Source organism: Streptomyces sp. ISL-1, assembly GCF_018614585.1.
In the GTDB taxonomy this organism is placed as follows: Bacteria; Actinomycetota; Actinomycetes; order Streptomycetales; family Streptomycetaceae; genus Streptomyces; species Streptomyces maoxianensis.
Window position 1 is genome coordinate 225,143 of the sequence record NZ_JAGGOI010000031.1, and the last position, 17,683, is coordinate 242,825.

Consider the following 17,683-nt stretch of genomic DNA (forward strand, 5'->3'; position numbering starts at 1 on the left):
CGTTCAGGGCACTCATGAGTGTTCCTGTGAGGTGTCGGTGTCCGCGGCGGTGAGTGGAAGGCGCACCTGGAAGCGGGTGTCGCCCGGCTCGGAGTGGACCTCCAGGCCGCCGTGGTGCTTGTTGACGACGACGCGCCAGGAGATGTCCAGGCCGAGACCGGTTCCCTCACCCACCGGCTTGGTGGTGAAGAACGGGTCGAAGATCCGGTCGCGGATGTCGGCGGGAACCCCGGGGCCCGTGTCGCGGAATTCGACGAGGAGGTGGTCGTGGTCGAGCGCGGTGCGCACGGTCAACGTGCCCTGACTGTCCGTGCTGCTCATCGCGGAGACCGCGTTGTCGATCAGGTTCGTCCATACCTGGTTCAGCTCGCCGGGGTAGGCCGGGATCTTCGGCAGTGTGCGGTCGTAGTCCTTGACGACCTTGATCCCGGGGCCCATCCGGCCGGAGAGCATCAGCAGGGTGCTGTCGAGGAGTTCGTGTACGTCGGCGACCTGGTAGGGCGCGCGGTCGAGCTGCGAGTACTGCCTGGCCGCATTGACGAGCTGGGAGACGCGGGCGGTGGAGTCCTGGATCTCGTTCATGAGGAGCTCGGTCTCGACGGTGTAGCTCAGCCACCGCACGGCGCCTGCGAGTGTGTGCTCGTCCACCGCGGCCGCGACCTGGTCCAGCCAGTCGGTGGCGAGACCGGCCTGGACGAAGGTCGGCGAGAGGTTCCATCCGCCCGCGATGCCGTGGTCGTCGAGCCAGTCGGAGAGGGCGTCCTCACGTTCGGCAGCCTCCAGCGGGCTCAGGGGGGTGGCTTTGGAGACCTGGTCGGCGGTGCGCTCCTGGATCTCTACAAGGGTCTCCAGGGTGTCGCGCTGGTAGGGGCCGGCGGCGATGATGCCGAGCTTGTGCCGCATTCCGGCCACCCGTTCCCGCAACGCTGCTGTGGCCCGTACCGCCGCGGCGGCCGGGTTGTTGAGTTCGTGGGTCAGGCCGGCCGACAGCGAGCCGAGGGCGAGCAGCCGTTCGCGCTGGCCGACGGCCTGCCGCATGGTTTCGGTACCCAGGAAGAGCCCTTCCAGCAGGTGTACGGCCATGGGGAACCACTCGCGCATGATGGTGGCGAAGGTCTCGGCGGACAGGACGAAGAACCGCGAGGGATCCGTGACCCGCAGGGAGGTGGTATAGACCTGCTGTACCCGGTCGCCGAGGTAGGACTGGAAGGCTCCCGCGTACACGCCGCGGCTGGAAGTCCGAGTAATCTCCACGTCGTCGGCCCCGACCCGCCGGGACAGGACGACCGTGCCCTCCAGCAACACGTAGAAGCAGGCGGCCGCATCCCCTTCCGTGTAGACGGGCCCCGGCTCGAAGGTTTCCACATGACCTTCGCGGCACAGCCGCGCGAGCTGCTCGGGATCGAGCTTTTCGAACAGAAACAGCGAGCCGAGTTCTTCCTGGCTGCAGGGATTTGGCTGCCGCGTCATGACTGGTCCAGGTATCGGTGCACGAGCATGACCGCCATGGCTCCTTCCCCGACAGCGGACGCGACGCGCTTGGCGGACTCGGCCCGCACGTCTCCCGCCACGAACACGCCGGGAATGGTGGTCTCGAGGTGATAGGGCGGCCGGTCCAGCTCCCATCCCGCGGGCGGATGCCCGTCGGAGGTGAGGTCGGGCCCGGCCATGATGAATCCGCGGGAGTCCCTGAGCACCGTCCCCTCGAGCCAGTCGGTCATCGGGGCGGCACCGATGAACACGAACATCATTTGGGCGTCGACGAGTTCGGTGTGGCCCGCCGAAGCGTCACGCAGGGTGAGCTGCTCGAGATGGTCGGGGCCGCGCGCGGTCTCGACGACGGTGCGGGTGCGCACCGTGATGTCGGGCGTGTCCTCGATCTGCTGGATCAGGTAGTGCGACATCGTGGCCGACAGGGAAGTGCCGCGTACCAGGAGAGTGACGGACTTCGCCCGCCGGGCCAGGTAGACGGCCGCCTGACCGGCGGAGTTGGCGCCACCCACGATGTACACGTCCTGCCCCTGGCATGCGGCAGCCTCGGTCAGCGCTGAGCCGTAGTAGATCCCCGACCCCGTCAGGCGGGCGACGCCGGGCGCCTCCAGCTGCCGGTAGGTCACACCGGTCGCCAGGATCACGCTGTGCGCGGCGATGGTGGAACCGTCCGAGAACCGGATGGTGCGCGAGGCGCCGTTGATCTCCAGTCCGGTCACCTCGCGTGCGGTGAGGATCTCGGCGCCGAACTTGGCTGCCTGGCGCCGGGCCCGGTCGGTGAGCTGGGCTCCGGACACGCCGTCCGGAAAGCCGAGGTAGTTTTCGATCCGTGAGCTCTGGCCTGCCTGCCCGCCGGTTCCCGAGCGCTCCACCAGCACGGTTCGCAGGCCCTCGGACGCGCCGTAGACGGCCGCGCCGAGCCCGGCGGGGCCGCCGCCGATGACGACGAGGTCGTAGAAATCCGCTGCCGGGGTCGTGGCCAGTCCCACCCGCGCTGCGAGCTCCGGGTCGTCGGGCTCGACGAGTACGGTGCCGTCCGGGGTGATCACAAGTGGGAGCCGCTCGCCGTTCTGCTCGGCAGCGACGAGCAGGCGCCGGCCCTCGGGCTCGTCGGCCGAGTACCAGCGGTAGGGCACCTGGTTGCAGGCCAGGAACTCCCGTACCTTCCACGAGCGCGACGACCAGCGGTGACCGACGACCTTGGTGATGGGAACGGGCCGGTGGTCGCTGGCCCGCCAGGTCTCCAGCAGATCGTCCAGGACCGGATAGAGCTTCTCCTCGGGCGGGTCCCAGGGCTTGAGAAGGTAGTAGTCGAGGTCGACGATGTTGATTGCGTCGATAGCCGCGTCGGTGTCCGAGTAGGCGGTCAGCAGCACCCGGCGTGCGCCGGGGTATATGTCGAGACCCTGCTCCAGGAATTCGATGCCATTCATGTGTGGCATGCGGTAGTCGGCCAGGATCACTGCCACGAGATCGCCGCGCAGCTTGAGCTCACGCAGCGTATCCAGAGCTGACTCGGCGGATTCGGCACGCATGATCCGGTACGTCTCGCCGTAGCGACGCCTCAGGTCACGGGCCACGGCGCGCGACACCCCGGGGTCGTCGTCCACGGTCAGGATGACGGTCCGCGCTGGGTTGGCAGCCTGTGCCATGCGTCTTCCACCCGAACTGAGGGGCATCCGCCCCGGCGTGCCCGCTCCAAAGCGCGCTACGCCGGTGTACGCCCATCGTAAGGTCGATCGTCCCGCTTCGCTCCGAAACCCAGAGGCGCTGCCCGCATCGTAGGCAGCGGTCGCTCATTCCCGCTGTGGGGGCGCCGCACGCTGACCGGGCATTGCAGAGACTCTCGCGTAGCTGCGGCCGCCGATGGTGTCGAGCTGTGGCCGCACGCGGAATGCGCCGGATGCGGCTGTTCGACTGTCCGCCAGAATGCAGCGGCAGCCGTCGACGCAATTGATGTGGCCTTCCCGCCGCCCGCCGGCCGAGTGCCTGCCGCTGCGTTCCAGCGGGAAGGCGCAGGAGTCGGTGGAGCGGGGTGCCGTGCTCGGACGGGGCCTGCGGTTCCTTTGACTTGGTACATGACGTGAGAGTCCATCTTGCCGTCGGCCTCGGTGTGCTCGGCAACAGACGTCATGCCCGGCACATGCGTGGCGCCCGCCCCGTCTCCCCGCCGCCGACTGCTCCGGGCTGCCTTCTGACGCCTTCTCAGCCGCCCATGCTGGAGGTTCCTATGAATTGCCGTGTGCGTTGAACACGCCAGGGGCCGCTTACGTATGTAACACGGCTCAGCCCCCACCGCGATGCACAGGAGTTCCCTTGACGCCCACCTCACGAAGACGCTCAAAGAGTGGCAGAAGAGTCGTCGCTGCCTCGATCGCGCTGATGCTGGGCGGGGGTGGACTGATCGCGGTCAACTCCTATGCCGCCGCCGGCGAGGGATGGGGACTCCGGTCCGACGGCCGGAACGAGCAGACGCAGACCCTCGGTGCCGGACCTTCCACCATCAAGTGCCCCGAGGTCGCGAACGGGCTCCCCGAGGTGCCGGATGCGGCGAGGCCGGAGGTTGACCGCGAACTGGCCACGCTGGACAGCCAGATCACCGAGGCGTACGAGGGGTTCGTCGACCAGAAGGAACAGATCGAGCGGGACCCACAGTTCGCCCGGGACGCCGTCCTCGAACCGCTGAAGAGCAAGCGCACGGCGAGCATCGACCGCATCGCCACAGCCCTCGGCCGTGTGGCCGGGCAGCGCCCGCAGGGACTGGAGGCGATGGCCCCATGCACCCTGCAGGTGGATGACGCGGATGGCGCCGGCGGCGGTGAGGGCAACGGCCAGGACCAGGGCGACGGGCAGAACACCGGTGACGGTGGCCAGGACAACGGAAACGGTGACGGTGGCGGCGACCAGGGCAGCGGCGGTCAGGCCGGCAACGGTCCCGAGGCGTCCGACTTCGTCGACATCGCGTCCGTCCAGCCGAATGTGCGAACCCCCCGCGAACTCGGCGACGCCTCACGCGGCACTTTCGCCACGGACTGCGGCCGCAACGAGAACGGCAAGTTCAACCCGGACAATGTGATCGTCGCCCCCGGTGTGAGCAACGGCGCGCACCACATGCACGACTATGTGGGCAACCAGGCGAACGACGCGTTCGCGAGCGACGACGATCTCGCCGGCGGTGCCACCACCTGCCGTGACCAGGGCGACAGGTCGACCTACTACTGGCCGGTCCTGCGACTGCAGAACGGACAGGACGAGAACGATGCCCAGGCCGACGGCGGCGGCAAGGACAAGAATGTCGGAACGATCCTGACGCCGGCACAGGTGACGCTGAACTTCGTGGGAAGTCCGGTCTCCAAGGTCACGGCGATGCCGCGATTCCTGCGGATCATCACCGGTGACGCCAAGGCTTTCGTCAACGGCAACGCGAACGCCAACGCGTCCTGGAGCTGCACCGGATTCGAGGACCGTCAGCTGAAGGACAAGTACCCACTCTGCCCGCAGGGCAGCAAGGTCGTCCGGTCGTTCAAGTTCCAGAGCTGCTGGGACGGCCAGAACACCGACAGCGCCAATCACCGGACCCATGTCGCCTTCGCGGATGAGAACGGCCGCTGCCAGAACGGTTTCCGGGCCATTCCGCAGCTGATGCAACGCATCGTCTACGACGTTCCGCCCCCGGTCTTCGACGGAAACAACCGGGCCGCGTTCGCGGTCGACTCCTTCCCGGAGCAACTGCACAAGCCGGTCACCGACCACGGCGATTTCATCAACGTCTTCGACGACAGCCTCATGCGGGACCTGGTGGACTGCATCAACGAGGGCCGCGAGTGCGGGCCCGACGGCCCTGCCAAACCCGGCGAACCCGGCGAGCCCAGCGAGCCCGGGAACCCCGGCGCCCCCGAGGACCCTGCTGAGCCCACCAAGCCTGGGAACTCCGCGGACCCTGGCGATCCGGCGGAGCCCGGCGAGACCGAGAACCCCGCAGACCCCGGCCGGCCCGCCGAGCCCAGTGATCCGGTTGAGCCCGGCAAGCCTGCGGACCCGTCGGCCGGCGATGGAGGCATACCCACGACCGGCGGTCCCGACGCCGGGAATACCGGTGGGCAGGCCCAGCCGGACGCCACGGGTGACGTGCAGGAGCCGGAGGGCACGACCGGCGCGGGTGCGGGCACAACTGGCGGTCAGGCCAAGCCGGACACAGCGGGCGGTGCTCAGCAGCCCGGGGTGCTCACCGGGTCGGGCAAGGGCACGTCCGGTACGCAGGCAACGCCGGATACTGGTGGGAGCACCCCGGCGCCCGGCACCGGCGGCGAGTCGCAGACCGGGAATGGAACCCAGGCCGGCAGCGAAACCCAGGCCGGCGGCGAGCCGCAGGGCGACCGCGGCGGACTCGCCGCCACCGGTGCTCAGCTGTGGCCCTCCGTGGCCGGAGCCGTGCTGCTGATCGTGGGCATCGTGCTCCTGCGCACCCGCAACCGACGTGAGCCCGCCCGGCATTGATGATGCCGACTGTGCCCCGGCCCTGGCCGGACCTGGAGTTCGCAGGTCCGGCCGGGGGCTCCGGTGTCGAGGCCGCCCGGCAACTGATGGGACTTGATCAGCAGGTGATCGAAGCGGTGACGCGCAGGCTCCATCCGGAATCCGCCCGTCCCGTGACCCAGGGCCGGGAGACCTTCACCACGCGGCCCACCGGTTATTCCCCGGCGCCGAGCACGGCGGCCGGCGGAACACCGGTCCGGTAGCGATCCGGTAAGCCGCACGATGGCCCCGCCCGTAAGCGGGCGGGGCCATTCCTGCCGTCCTTCATCGCCACCTGACCCCGCGAGCAGCGGCCGCGCCGATTGCCGCAACGGCCGGCGCCCGGCCGCCCTTGCGAGCCCGGCTCCATCGTCAACACCAGTAGTACGGCAGGCGGTTACGCCACGGGTGCGTCGGTTCCGTACGTCGCGGCCAAGCAGAGCGGCAGAACCTTGCCCTGTGTCGAACCGGTCGGCCTCACAGAGCCGGGAACTTCGCGGGCACCCCGAGAGCGTCGGCCACCACACCCCAGATGGCACCCTTCGCCGCCTCCAGGCTGACCCGGGAGTCGGCCAGCATCAGGCGGATGCCGAAGCCGTCGCACAGGGCGAGCAGCAGCGTGGTCGTCGTATCGATGTCGCAGGGTGCGAACTCTCCCGAGTCGATGCCCCGCTGCAGCGCCTCCGCGACCCAGGTGTGCAGCTGACCGTACAGATCGATGGCCAGGTGCTGCGCCGAATCGTCACGCAGGGCCCGAACCCACAGCTCCTGCCAGAGCCGCCAGTCCTGCCGCAGCTCCGGATCGGTGGGGAGCAGACTGTTGAGGATCCGCGCCAGAATGACAGAGGCCGGCACCGAGCCCGCGTCCCTGTCGAGCTCGGTCCCGGTCTGTGCGAAGGAGTACGTCATCGCCTCGGTGAAGAGTTTCTCGCGGGTCTCGAAGTGGTAGTGCAGCAGCGCCGTTGACACCCCCGCGTGCTTCGCCACCATCCACATCCGGATCTTCTCGAAGCCGACCTCGGCGATCACCTCGCACGCCGCGGCGAGAATCCGCTCACGCGTCTCACGCGTGCGTTCGGCCTTCGTCACGTTGGTACTCCCTGGGTCGGCTCGGCGGCGTCGTGGTCGGTGGGATACCGGGTCCCCCGCGTTCCATCTTCTCGTATCTCCCTCCGGTCTCTTCGGCCGCTCCGGCACGGTGCGGCGCTCACCGGTAGGTGTGAAAGCCGCGGTCCGACTTACGCCCGAGCATGCCCGCGTCCACCATGCGGGCCAGCAGCGGCGGGGGCGCGTACAGCGGCTCGCGGAACTCCTCGTACATCGACTCAGCGATCGCCTGGGTGGTGTCCAGCCCGATCAGATCGATGAGCGCGAGCGGACCGAGCGGGTGGGCGCAGCCCAGGATCATGCCACGGTCGATGTCCTCGACGGACGCAGTGCCCGACTCGACCATCCGGACCGCGGCCAGCAGGTAGGGGACGAGAAGGGCGTTCACGATGAAGCCGGCCCGGTCCCGGGCGCGTACCACCTGCTTGCCCAGAACCCCGGAGGCGAACTCCTTCGTCCGCCGTACCGTGCTCTCGTCGGTGAGCAGCGACGGGACCAACTCGACCAGGGGCAATACCGGGACGGGGTTGAAGAAGTGCAGACCGATCACCTGCTGCGGGCGGGCGGTGGCCGCGGCGAGGCGGATGACGGGGATCGACGAGGTGTTGGTCGCCAGGATCGCGTCCCGCCGCTGCACGATCGCGTCGAGGCGCGCGAAGACGTCCACCTTGGCCGCTTCGTTCTCGGCGACGGCCTCCGCGACCAGGTCCCGGTCCGCCATCCGGTTCATGTCCGTGGTCGTCTCGATGCGGGCCAGCGCGGCGTCCCGGTCAGTGGGGGACAGCTTCCCGGCGGCGGTGGCGCGAGCGAGGGACCGGCTGATGCGCCGAAGCCCGGCTTCCGCGGCGGCGTGACTCGTCTCGAGGACCACGACGTCCCGTCCTGCCCGGGCGCACACTTCGGCGATACCCGACCCCATCAGGCCGCAGCCCACGACCCCGATCCGCTCGATGTCGTCCATTGGTCCTCCTGTACAGCGTGTGAGGGGAGCGGGCCCCGCCGCGGCCGACGGCTGCGGCGGGGCCCGGCGGACTCAGGCGGCGGACGGCATCTGCAGAACACCCGTGCCCCGCTTGACCAGTTCACCCGCGATGATCAGGCGCTGGATTTCGGAGGTGCCTTCCCAGATGCGGTCGACGCGCAGTTCGCGGTAGAGGCGTTCGACCGGGTAGGAGCGGTCGTAGCCGCGGCCGCCGAAGATCTGGACGCAGCGGTCGATGACCCGGCCGGCCGCCTCGCTCGCGGAGAGTTTGGCGATGGCCGCCTTCGCGTGGAGCGTCTTGCGGTCGCAGGCGCCCTCGGTCACCTCCCAGGCGACCTGGTGGGTGTAGGCGCGGTTGACGGCGATGTCGACGGCGCTGTCGGCGAGCATGCCCTGGATGAGCTGGAAGTCGGCGATGGGGGAGCCGAACTGGCGGCGTTCGACGGCCCAGTCGCGGGCCAGTTCCAGGGCCCGTTCGGCCGCTCCGGTCGTCCGCGCCGCGATCATCAGCCGCTCCTCGGTGAACCAGGACCGGGTGATGTCGTACCCGTTCCCGATGCCGCCGAGCACCGCGTCGTCGCCGACATGGACGTCGGTGAACGTGAACTCGGGGTGCTCGTAGACGAAGGTGTGCATGAAGCGCGGCACCCGCGTCATCTCGATGCCCGGCGTGTCCTTGTCGACGAGGAAGAGGGTGGGGGCATGCTCCTCACCGGCGGCTGCCAGCACGATCATGAAGTCGGCGTGGTCGCCGACGGTGACGAACCACTTCTCGCCGTTCAGCACCCAGCCGTTCGTGGTCCGCGTCGCTGTCGTCCTGATGTTCTGCGGGTCGGACCCGGCCTCGGGCTCGGTCACCGCGTAACAGTCGCGGCGCTGTCCCCGGACGACCGGGACGAGGTAGCGCTCGCGCTGCTCGGGCGTGCAGAAGCGCAGCGCGTTCGCCGGGCGCCACACCATGTCCCACAGGGCACCTGTCAGCCGGCCGAGTTCTTCCTGGACGACGGCCTGCTCCAGGATCGTCAGTCCGGCGCCGCCCCATTCCTCCGGCATGTTGACGGCCTGCAGCCCGCTGTCCAGTACGGCGTCGCGGATCTCGGCGTGGGCCTCGGGCGGCAGGCCGTTGTTCTCCTCGCAGTCGAGCTCGTACTTCATGATGAACTCGGTGAGCCCGCGCGCGGAGCTCCTGAGCTCCTCCTGACGGGCGGTGAGACGGAAGTCCATGTCATTCCTCGGGGTCGGGGCGGCTGGGCGTGGTGTCAGGAGGTGGGCAGTGCCAGTGCCCGGGTGCCGCGCTTGATCAGCTCGTTGGCGATGATCAGGCGCTGGATTTCGGAGGTGCCTTCCCAGATGCGGTCGACGCGCACTTCGCGGTAGAGGCGTTCGACCGGGTAGGAGCGGTCGTAGCCGCGGCCGCCGAAGATCTGGACGCAGCGGTCGATGACCCGGCCGGCCGCCTCGCTGGCCGCGAGCTTCGCCGTAGACGCCTTGGCGTGCAGCGCCTTGCGGTCGGTGTGCGGCTGATCGGCTTCCCAGGCGACTTGGTGGGTGTACGCGCGGTTGACGGCGATGTCGACGGCGCAGTCGGCGAGCATGCCCTGGATGAGCTGGAAGTCGGCGATGGGGGAGCCGAACTGGCGGCGCTCCACGGCCCAGTCGCGGGCCAGTTCCAGGGCCCGTTCGGCGGCTCCGGTGGTGCGTGCCGCGATCATCAGCCGCTCGTCGGTGAACCATTCCTTTGTCAGCTCGTAGCCGTTGCCGACACCGCCGAGCACGTCCTCGTCGGGAACGAACACATCGGTGAACGTGAATTCGGGATGTCCGTTGACCGCGGAGTGCATGAATCGGGGCACGCGCGTCATCTCCACACCCGGCGCCTGCTTGTCCACGAAGAAGAGGGTGGCCGCCCGCTCAGGGCCCGCATCCGCCTGTACCAGCAGGAAGTCGGCGATGTCACCACAGGTCACGAACCACTTCTCGCCGTTCAGCAGCCAGCCGCCGTCCGTACGGGTCGCGGTGCTGGTGCCCGAGGAGGGGTCGGAGCCCGCGCCCGGTTCGGTCACCGCGAACGCGTCGAAGCGCTCACCGCGGATGACGGGCAGCAGATACTTCTCGCGCTGCGCCTCGGTGCCGTATGCCAGCACGTTGGCGGGCCGCCACGGGATGTCCCAGAGGCAGTTGGTGACCTTTCCGAACTCCTCCTCGACGATGACCTGGTCCAGCAGGGACAGTCCTGCGCCGCCCCACTCGGCCGGCATGTTGATGGCGTACACGCCGGCGTCGATCGCGGCGCGGGTCAGCTCGTGGACGGTGTCGGCGGGAAGCGGGCCGCCCGCTTCCTCGGACTGGTTCTCGTACTGCATGAGGAGCCGGGTGTATGCGGCGGCCCGGTTCTTGAGGGCGGCCTGCTCGGGTGTGTAGCGGAAGTCCATCGTGTTCTCCGGGCCTTTCGGGTCGGTGACGGGGGAGTGGTGGCGTGATCAGGCGAGTACGGCGCGGGAGTCCAGGGCCAGGACGCCGTCCGGACGGACCAGCAGCGGGTTGACCTCCAGTTCGGCGATCTCCGGATGGGCCGCGGCGACGGTGGTGATGCGCTCGATGACGTCTGCGGCGGCCGCCACGTCGACGGCCGGCTTCCCGCGCACACCCGCGAACAGAGCTGCGGACCGAAGGCCGCGCAGCAGCGCGGCGGCACGGCCGGCGGGCAGGGGTGCCAGCGCGAACGCGACATCGTGCAGGGCCTCGGTGAGGACGCCGCCCAGACCGACCATGGCGACCGGACCGAACCTCGGGTCCCGGTTGACCCCCACGATCAGCTCGATCCCGTCGTCGAGATCCGCCATGGCCTCGACCGAGTAGGCGGGCGCGCCGAGCCTGGCGTGCATCTGCCGGTACGCCGCCAGGAGCGCCTGCCGGTCGGCGAGCCGAAGGGCGACTCCGCCCGCGTCGGACTTGTGCAGGAGATGCAGCGCCTTGAGGACGTACGGTCCGGGGAACTCGTCGGCCGCGGCGAGCAGTTCGGCCTCACTGCTGACTTCGCGCGCCTGCGGGAACGGCACGCCCGCCGCGGTCAGCAGCCCCCGGACTCCGTGGTACCCGGCGTCGCCCAGCGGCGCGGCGGCCGGCGGCAGCGGGGCGACCCCGGGCGGCCCGGACGCGCCTGTCACCGTCGCGGCCAGAGCACGGGCGGCGTCCTCGGTCGCCGAGAACACCGGTATCCCTGCCGCGGCCAGCGCCCGGCAGCTCGGCGACTGCGGATACATCGACTGCACGACCAGCGGCTTCGGTGTGGCCCGCCAGTGCGCGACGACTTCATGCGCCGCCTGCTCCTCGCCCTCGGCGAGCGTGGCCCCACCTCCGCCGAGACCGCCGCCGGCGGCCGCGTAGCCCCCGAAGTAGCCCGTCATCAGGACGGCGTCGACCTCGTCGGCGGCGAGTAGTCCGCCCATGGTCTCGGCGTACGAGCGGGGGTTCTGCTCGCCCATTCCGGCCAGGTCGACCGGATTGCCGACCGCGGACTGCTCCCACAGCTGGGCCCGTAGCCGACCCTGGGTCGTGGCACCGAGCTCGGGGACGTCGAGGCCCGCGGCTTCCGCCGCGTCGGCGGCGATCACACCGTGCCCGCCGCCGTCCGTGAAGACCGCGGTGCGCCGACCGCAGGCGCGCGATCCCGAGCTGCGTGCCGCCAGGACGACGGTCATCTCGCGTGGTGTGGCGACCAGTTCCACGCCTGCGTCCCGGCATGCGGCGGCCACGACATCGGAGGATGTGGTGAGTGCCCCGGTGTGGGACTGGGCGCTGCGGGCGGAGGCGGTGCCGCGGCCCGCGGTGAGCAGGACCACCGGTTTGCCCGCGACGGCGGCCGCCTGTGCGAAGGCACGGCCGTCGCCGAAGTCCTCGGCGTATACGGCGATGGCCGCGGTGCCCTCGTGCCGGGCGCAGTCCTGCACCAGGTCCACGAGCGTGACATCGGCCTGGTTGCCGAGCGAGACGAACCGGGAGAAGCCGAGGCCGTGGCGCTGCATGCGGAGCTGAAGTTCGAGGGCCAGATTGCCGCTCTGGCTCAGCAGAGCGACACCACCGGGCGTGAATGTGTCCGAGGCGAGATACAGCTCGGTCGTGTTGTCGGCGATACCGAGGCAGTTGGGGCCGACCAGCACCGCGCCCGCCTCCCGCACCCGTGCGGCGAGGGCCTGTTGCCGGGCCAGCCCGGCCGTACCGGTCTCGGCGAAGCCGGCGGTGATGCCGACGATCGCGCGTGCGCCGCAGGCCAGGGCTTCCTCGACGGCGGCCTCGAAGCCGGCGCCGGGTACGGAGACCACCACGAGCTCGACCGGCTCGCCGATCTCGGTGAGGCTGGTTGCGGCCCGGCGGCCGAGGACGGTCCCGCCGCGACGGTTCACCAGGTGCACGGGCCGGCGGCCGGGGGCGCGCAGCGCCTGGGCGGCCACCGCGTGACCGTACTTCGCCGGGTCGTCGCTGGCTCCGACGACGGCGACGGACTTGGGATCGAAGAGCGGCGTCAGGTCACGTTCCATGTCAATTCTCCAGCCGGAGGGCGGAGTTGGGGCAGCTCTCGACGCAGGCGCGGGCCGCGTCCTCCTCCTCGGGTGGCACGTCGACGGCGACCACCGACGCGTAGCCCCATTCGTCGAGTTCGAGCAGATCCGGGGCGTGCTCCTGGCAGAGGCCATAGCCCTGGCAGCGGGTGGAGTCCAGGAAGAGTTTCACGGCGTTTCCTTTCAGCGGGGGCACAGGTGGGGGAAGGGCTCGGTGCCCGGGACGGCGTCCGCGACATGCGGTACGGGGACCACGAGCCGGTGGCCGCCACTGGGCGGACGCGAGGCGCAGACCGGGCACGGCGCGCCGAGATGGCTGCGGACGAGGGAGGGGAAGGCACGCAGGAGGCTGCCGGCCGTACCGGCGGCGGCGGCGTCGAGCAGGCCGCATGCGCCGCGTCTCGGCAGGGTTTTCGACCAGTGCTCCAGCCGTTCGGGGGCGTCGATGCCCGCCGTGCCGGCGGCCAGGGCCCGGAGCGTGTCGCGGATCGCGGCGGTGCCCGAGACGCAGACACCGCACTGCCGGGCGCTCTCCGCCGTCAGGTGGTCGACCGCGTCGTCGGCGGCGGCTACCGGGCACGCGGCCGGGGCGAGGAACCGGATCGCGCCGCAGCCCAGTGCCGTGCCCGCGTCGGCGAGCGCGGCGTGGTCGAGCGCCAGGGACGGCCAGCCGGGTCCGACGAGCCCGCCGAAGAGTCCGCCCATGAGTGCTCCGGACGAATCGGCAGCGCCGAGTTCGGCGGCGAGAGTGCCCAGAGTCGTGCCGTAGGGGACCTCGGTGAGGAGCGCGGAGTCATCGCCGGGGAGGTCGGTGCCGCTGTCGCGGGACAGGGTGAGCAGGGTGGTGCGGGCGATGTCGTGACGCAGGTCGGGGCGTGCGGCGATGAGCGCGATCCGGGCGAGTGTCTCGACGTTGGAGACCAGGGTCGGCCGGTCGGCGACTCCGCGCTCGAACGGGCGGGGCGGCTTGGCGGTCGGCAGGGCGGGCCCGCCGTTGATCCGCCGGACGACCGCGGTCTCCTCGCCCGCCACATAGGTGTGACCGGTCTCGATCACCTCGATGGGCAGCGGCGTCGGGCGCTCGGCCAGGGCGCGCCGGACATGTCCGGCCGCGTAGGGGTCGGACAGGTAGACATAGCCGTGTGCGGCCCCGGTGATCGCGGCGGCGTGGGCGAGCCCGTCCAGGACGAGATGGGGCCGGGCCCTGAGCAGCCAGCGGTCCTTGACGGACCCCGGCTCGCCTTCCTCACCGTTGGCCACGACGACAGGCACGCCGTCGCCGTCCCGCACGGCTGCCAGCTTCACGGCGGCGGGGAATCCTGCCCCGCCGCGGCCGAGCAGCCCGGCGTCGGCGATCCGCTCCAGCAGGTCTGCCGGAGCGCCGGTGTACCGGTATCCGCCGACGTCTGCGTACGCCTCTGCGCTTTCGGTGACGTCGGGGGCCGGGCCGAGCAGGGTGCCGGGCCCGCCGGGTATCAGAGACCGGATTCGGGTGGCGGTCGTGGCCGTGTCTTCGATCATGCTCGTTGCCGTCCCGGTTCCCGGCCGTGCGCTCGCCGTCATCCCCGGCCTCCATCCGTACGCGGCTCTCGTCCGCTCGCATGCGCATTCGTGTCGGTGCGTAGCGCCCGTACCGCTTGCTCCAGGGCTCTGCGGTCGGCCGCTGTCCGGTCGTAGCCGGAGCCCGGCAGGCCGATGAGCATCCGGTGGTGGTCGAGTACGACTTCTCCCGCGAGGAGCGCGGCCCCCCGGTCGCCCGGCAGGGAACCGTCGGCGACGGAGGTCACCAGCGAGGTGACCTCGGAGAGGTAGCGCAGCCAGCTGCGCCGGTTGCCGTGCAGGATCAGGCCCTTGACACGGAGTCGCTCGGCGGTGGCAGGTCCGGACGCGACCGTGTCCGTGTCCGGGGCACGGGTGCGCAGGGCAGCGACTGCAGAGGGCAGTTCCCGTTCCGGTTCGGGGGTGAGCCCGAGCCAGACGAAACTCCGACGACCGCTCATGCGTGCCTCCGGGAGAGGGGTGGGAGTCGTCACGGCGCAACCGGGCCGGCGGGGGCCGAGGTGCGGTGAGGGCGTGTCCGGCCTGCTGACGGGGACGGGGGCGCCGTGCGACGGGGATTCGGCGGTACGGGACCGGGCGGGGCCGCCCGGGAGCTGCAGACGTCGGGTCCGGGGCGGAAAGCCTCGGATCGCCGGGAGCAGCGATGGCTACTACGCTAACTAATCAATTAGTCAGTCCACAAGACTTGACACTGCGGCAACCCGCCAGCAATCTGACTGACCAATTAGTCAGTGCGATACGCGGCACCGGTGCACCAGGTCCCCGTACCGCTCTTGGGCCGCCTCAACACCGATCGCCGCCTGTGCGGCATTGAGGAGTCAGCCGATGCAGCCCGAAGCCGAAGCCCCAGCAGCTCCCGCAGCACCGCCTCAGCACGAGCCTCCCCGTCCCGAGGAAAACCCCCGCCACGAGGAAAACCCCGGCCCTGAGGAAAGCCCCGGCTGGACAGGCCACACAGGCCACACAGGCACCACTGCGGACCGGGACAGCCCGCGGCAGGACGACCCCGGCCCTGCCCTGGCCGCCCGCTACTACACCGACCCGGATCTGGCGTCCGCGGAAACCCGTCACATCTTCGCCAGGTCCTGGCAGATCGTGTGCCATGAATCCGACCTCCCCGGGCCGGGCGCCAGGCTGGCCGCCACCGTCGCAAACCGCGAGGTACTCGTCGTACGGATCGAGGACGGCAGTCTTGCCGCCCATCTCAACGTCTGCCGCCACCGCGGCACCCGGCTGGTCACCAGGCCCGAACCGTTCGGCAAGGCCATCCGCTGCCCGTACCACGGCTGGACGTACAAACTCGACGGCCGTCTGGTCGGCGCGCCCGAGGCGCGGCAGATCCCGTGCCTCGACAAGCCGAAGCTCGGTCTGTTCTCCGTCCGCGTGGAGTCGTTCCTCGGCTTCGTCTTCGTCAACCTCGACCAGGACGCCGTACCCCTGGCCGAGCAGTGCGCGGGACTGGCGGAAGCCGTCGGCCACTACGCCGGAACCGATCTGGTGCCCGTCGGACGCAGCCGAATCCACGACCTGGAAGGCGCCGAGGTCCAGCACGCCAACTGGAAGGTCGCCGTCGACAACTATCTCGAGGGCTACCACGTACCGGTCGCCCACCCCGGGCTGATGCGGCTGCTCGACTACCAGAGCTACACCAGCGAGATCAGCGAGGCGTACACGCTGTTCGCCTCACCGCTGCGCGACAAGCCGTCCTCGAACTGGGCGGAGCGCCTCTACCAGCGCATCGCCGCCCCCATGCCCGGTCTGACCGAGGCCGACCGCCGCGTCTGGCGGTACGCCGTGATCTACCCCAACACCCTTATCGACTTCTACCCCGACCATGTGCTTGCCTGGACCGCGATCCCGACGGCGGTGGACCGCGTGGCCGTACCCGGAGCCTTCTACACCCGGCGTGGCACCGGACTGCGCACCAGGCTCGCCCGGCGGCTGAACATCCACATCGGCTGGATCACCAACGACGAGGACGCCGAACTGGTGGCCCGTGCGCAGAAAGGACTCTCCACCCCGGGCTTCGAACCGGGCCCTCTGTCCCGGCGCGAGTCGGCGGTCGGCTGGTTCGCCGGCCGCGTCCGCGCCGATCTGGACGGCGTGGAGCCCTGAGCCGAACCACCCCCACGGCCGCCGGGCAGCACTGAGCAGTACCGCCTCGCGGCCGGTGTGAAGCATGAACCGCCAAGGCCACCCCCCTGTCGAGCACACAGGCGGTCCCCCCGAACCGACCCGCCGCTCCCGGTCCCGCACGTGCACGCGTGCCAGGGACCACACCGCCCGCACCAGGTGTCCGTTGCCCCGCGGACCCCACGGAGAGGACCTCGTATGTCCCCCGAAGCATTTCCCCGCTCCCGCCGCTCCTTCCTGCGCACCGGCTCCGCCACGGCCGTCGGTCTCGGCCTGACCGCGGCCGGCTGCGGATTCTCCTCCTCCGACCCTGCCGCGAAGAAGGCCGAGGACAAACCCATCGACGTCAAGGTCGACGGTGACCTCGTCTACTTCAACTGGGCGGACTTCGTCGACCCGGCCGTCTTCGAGGGCTTCGAGAAGGAGTACGGAGTCAAGGTCATCCAGTCGAACTTCGACTCGATGGAAGGCATGGCCGCCAAGCTCAACGCAGGCAACCGCTACGACATCATCTTCCCCACGGCGAAATGGGCCCAGCGGCTGGCGCAAGGAGACCGGCTGCGTCCCATCGACCACACCCGGCTGAAGAACGCCGATGCCGTGTTCAGCCACTACGACTACTTCGCCGACCCTTGGTACGACCCCGGAGCCCGGCACACCGTCCCCTTCACGATGTACAAGACCGGGATCGGCTGGCGGAAGGACAAGATCGGCAGCGACCTGGCCGGCTCCTGGGGCGATCTGTGGAACGCCCGCGCCAAGAGCAAGGTGTTCCTGCTCGACGACCGGGACGAAGTCCTGGGCATGGGAGCGCTCAAGCTCGGTCTCGACATTTCCACGAGCGTCGAGGGTGAGCTGGGCCGCGTCACCGACTCCCTGCGTTCCCTGCGGCCCCATCTGCGCGGCTTCTCCAGCGACAGCTACAACAACTTGCTCACCGGCAACGCGGCCATGACCCAGGCCTGGAGCGGCGACATGGCCGCCATGCTCAACCAGGCGAAGGACCCCTCGATCTTCGGCTTCGAAGTCGCGAAGGAGGGAGCTCCGGTCAACTCGGACTGCTACGCCATCCCCTCCGACGCCCGCCATCCGGGCACGGCGATGCTCTTCATCGACTACATGCTCCGCCCGGAGAACGTGAAGAAGAACATCGAGTACATCGGCTATCCGATGCCTGTCGCCGGCACCGAGAACACCTACGCCGCGCTCGTGGAGCCGTTCCCCGAGTGCCAGGTCTCCAGCGACGACCTCAAGGACGAGCTCTACTTCCGCAATGCCACTTCGAAGGGCGAACAGGCCCGCGACACCGCCTGGACCCGTGTGAAGGCCGGCTGAC

General features: G+C 70.0%; 14 protein-coding genes. 4 read left to right on the plus strand and 10 right to left on the minus strand.

Going from position 1 to position 17,683, the window contains the following annotated elements; all coding sequences use genetic code 11:
• Nucleotides 1-12 precede the first annotated feature (12 nt).
• Together J7E87_RS22470 and J7E87_RS22475 are read right to left on the minus strand one after the other, a co-directional pair.
• Nucleotides 13-1,470 carry an ATP-binding protein gene (locus J7E87_RS22470; RefSeq protein ID WP_215096286.1) on the minus strand — a complete coding sequence of 486 codons (1,458 nt, stop codon included), beginning with the start codon at nucleotides 1,468-1,470 and terminating at the stop codon, nucleotides 13-15.
• Complete coding sequence (locus tag J7E87_RS22475; protein WP_215096287.1) at nucleotides 1,467-3,143, minus strand: FAD-dependent oxidoreductase; 1,677 nt, start codon at nucleotides 3,141-3,143, stop codon at nucleotides 1,467-1,469. Before J7E87_RS22475 ends, J7E87_RS22470 begins: the two co-directional genes overlap by 4 nt.
• Before the next feature lie 730 nt (nucleotides 3,144-3,873).
• Between J7E87_RS22475 and J7E87_RS22480 the strand changes: the two genes are divergently transcribed.
• Both J7E87_RS22480 and J7E87_RS22485 read left to right on the plus strand, forming a co-directional pair.
• Nucleotides 3,874-5,988, plus strand: a complete 2,115-nt coding sequence (locus tag J7E87_RS22480; protein ID WP_215096288.1) for a DUF1996 domain-containing protein — start codon at nucleotides 3,874-3,876, stop codon at nucleotides 5,986-5,988.
• Between the two features lie 11 nt (nucleotides 5,989-5,999).
• Nucleotides 6,000-6,230: a hypothetical protein gene (locus J7E87_RS22485; protein ID WP_215096289.1), complete on the plus strand. Its 231-nt coding sequence runs from the start codon at nucleotides 6,000-6,002 to the stop codon at nucleotides 6,228-6,230.
• 253 nt (nucleotides 6,231-6,483) lie between these two features.
• Here the strand turns inward: J7E87_RS22485 and J7E87_RS22490 are convergent, their stop codons facing one another.
• From J7E87_RS22490 to J7E87_RS22525, 8 genes are all read right to left on the minus strand, one after another.
• On the minus strand, nucleotides 6,484-7,095 hold the full coding sequence (locus tag J7E87_RS22490; protein ID WP_215096290.1) for a TetR/AcrR family transcriptional regulator: 612 nt from the start codon (nucleotides 7,093-7,095) through the stop codon (nucleotides 6,484-6,486).
• Nucleotides 7,096-7,213: 118 nt separating this feature from the next.
• Complete coding sequence (locus J7E87_RS22495) at nucleotides 7,214-8,074, minus strand: 3-hydroxybutyryl-CoA dehydrogenase (RefSeq protein WP_215096291.1); 861 nt, start codon at nucleotides 8,072-8,074, stop codon at nucleotides 7,214-7,216.
• A 72-nt stretch (nucleotides 8,075-8,146) separates the two neighbouring features.
• The gene (locus J7E87_RS22500; RefSeq protein ID WP_215096292.1) at nucleotides 8,147-9,319 is read right to left on the minus strand and encodes an acyl-CoA dehydrogenase family protein; all 1,173 of its coding nucleotides are present in this window, start codon (nucleotides 9,317-9,319) and stop codon (nucleotides 8,147-8,149) included.
• A 35-nt stretch (nucleotides 9,320-9,354) separates the two neighbouring features.
• Nucleotides 9,355-10,527: an acyl-CoA dehydrogenase family protein gene (locus tag J7E87_RS22505; protein WP_215096293.1), complete on the minus strand. Its 1,173-nt coding sequence runs from the start codon at nucleotides 10,525-10,527 to the stop codon at nucleotides 9,355-9,357.
• 48 nt (nucleotides 10,528-10,575) lie between these two features.
• Nucleotides 10,576-12,633, minus strand: a complete 2,058-nt coding sequence (locus J7E87_RS22510) for an acetate--CoA ligase family protein (protein WP_215096294.1) — start codon at nucleotides 12,631-12,633, stop codon at nucleotides 10,576-10,578.
• Between the two features lies 1 nt (nucleotide 12,634).
• The gene (locus tag J7E87_RS22515; RefSeq protein WP_215096295.1) at nucleotides 12,635-12,826 is read right to left on the minus strand and encodes a ferredoxin; all 192 of its coding nucleotides are present in this window, start codon (nucleotides 12,824-12,826) and stop codon (nucleotides 12,635-12,637) included.
• An 11-nt stretch (nucleotides 12,827-12,837) separates the two neighbouring features.
• Nucleotides 12,838-14,175: an NADH-ubiquinone oxidoreductase-F iron-sulfur binding region domain-containing protein gene (locus J7E87_RS22520; protein ID WP_215096296.1), complete on the minus strand. Its 1,338-nt coding sequence runs from the start codon at nucleotides 14,173-14,175 to the stop codon at nucleotides 12,838-12,840.
• Between the two features lie 38 nt (nucleotides 14,176-14,213).
• Nucleotides 14,214-14,654: a hypothetical protein gene (locus tag J7E87_RS22525; protein WP_215096297.1), complete on the minus strand. Its 441-nt coding sequence runs from the start codon at nucleotides 14,652-14,654 to the stop codon at nucleotides 14,214-14,216.
• 385 nt (nucleotides 14,655-15,039) lie between these two features.
• Between J7E87_RS22525 and J7E87_RS22530 the strand changes: the two genes are divergently transcribed.
• On the plus strand, nucleotides 15,040-16,329 hold the full coding sequence (locus J7E87_RS22530) for an aromatic ring-hydroxylating dioxygenase subunit alpha (protein WP_215096298.1): 1,290 nt from the start codon (nucleotides 15,040-15,042) through the stop codon (nucleotides 16,327-16,329).
• 216 nt (nucleotides 16,330-16,545) lie between these two features.
• A complete protein-coding gene (locus tag J7E87_RS22535; RefSeq protein WP_215096299.1) occupies nucleotides 16,546-17,682 on the plus strand; it encodes a spermidine/putrescine ABC transporter substrate-binding protein in 1,137 nt (378 codons plus the stop codon).
• Nucleotide 17,683 lies beyond the last annotated feature (1 nt).